Genomic DNA, 994 nt, shown 5'->3' with positions numbered 1-994 from the left:
ATGTAAATAAAAATGATCCTGATGACTATTTTCTTTATTTCACGCCTCTCTTTTTTTATCACCAATTGAGATAATCTTGGTATTTTTACTGCCAAGTATACGTTACTTACGGAAATAATTGCCAAGAAAATTTGCATAGTTAATGTAAATTCGCCTGCAATATTCAGACTAAATGCGATGCCAGCAATTATAATCGGAGCACGGTTAATAATCACATTTCCTGCCGTAGCTAAACCCAATTTTATTGCACTGCCAGAAATATAAGGAATTGTTGATTCTTCTGCAGGTTTTACTTTTTTTATTTCCTTTGTATAATTATTGCGATTATAAAAATAAAGGCAGGAAACTCTTGCCACGATAACCGAAAGAAGAAAAGAAACAGATAAATTTATCAGGTTCAGTCCAACAGGTATACATAACAAACTAAATATCAACCAACTCAATCGGCCATAAATATTAGAAAGATTAGCATACTGGATCTCGCCTAATCCACTCAAAACTGGGGTGTAGTAAAGATAATACAAGCTCAACAACAACCCTGTACTAAATATCATCCATGATGTTATAGTCTCAAGCAGAATATCCTTCGGGGTTACAATGAGAAAATAACACCCTCCAAATATTGTAATCACTAGTATGGCGAGAAATGTAAGCTTTTTATATATTACTTTAATATCACTTATTAAGCGTCCCAAAAGCGAGTAGGACACAGCGTCACTAAACTCTATTTTATCTAAGTTATTTTTTGATAAATGCTGTGCTCCTGCAATAACATAACTAACATTCCTAATTATTGTAGGCGATAAACCGAAATCAAAAAGGCTTACCAGAATCACCATAGATAAAAACATTAACCATATGCTACCCTGTTCTTGGGGAAGGATTTTTAAAGATGCAAAGGTTACGACAAATGGGACAATGATATTACATGATTGGTTTATTAACCCTACCATTAATTGAATATTTTTAATAAAAACCCTGAGCATTATTTGTA

The 994-nt window shown here is 32.9% G+C and carries 1 protein-coding gene; it reads right to left on the bottom strand.

Annotated features, from left to right (window positions below):
- The coding region (wzx, locus tag IM273_RS21945) for an O-unit flippase-like protein (RefSeq protein WP_193055631.1) at positions 1-994 on the bottom strand (994 nt) is incomplete at both ends.

Origin of the sequence: Enterobacter cloacae complex sp. P13B (assembly GCF_014895915.1) — a bacterium.
In the GTDB taxonomy this organism is placed as follows: domain Bacteria; phylum Pseudomonadota; class Gammaproteobacteria; order Enterobacterales; family Enterobacteriaceae; genus Enterobacter; species Enterobacter bugandensis.
This window is presented reverse-complemented; position numbering and strand designations above follow the sequence as displayed.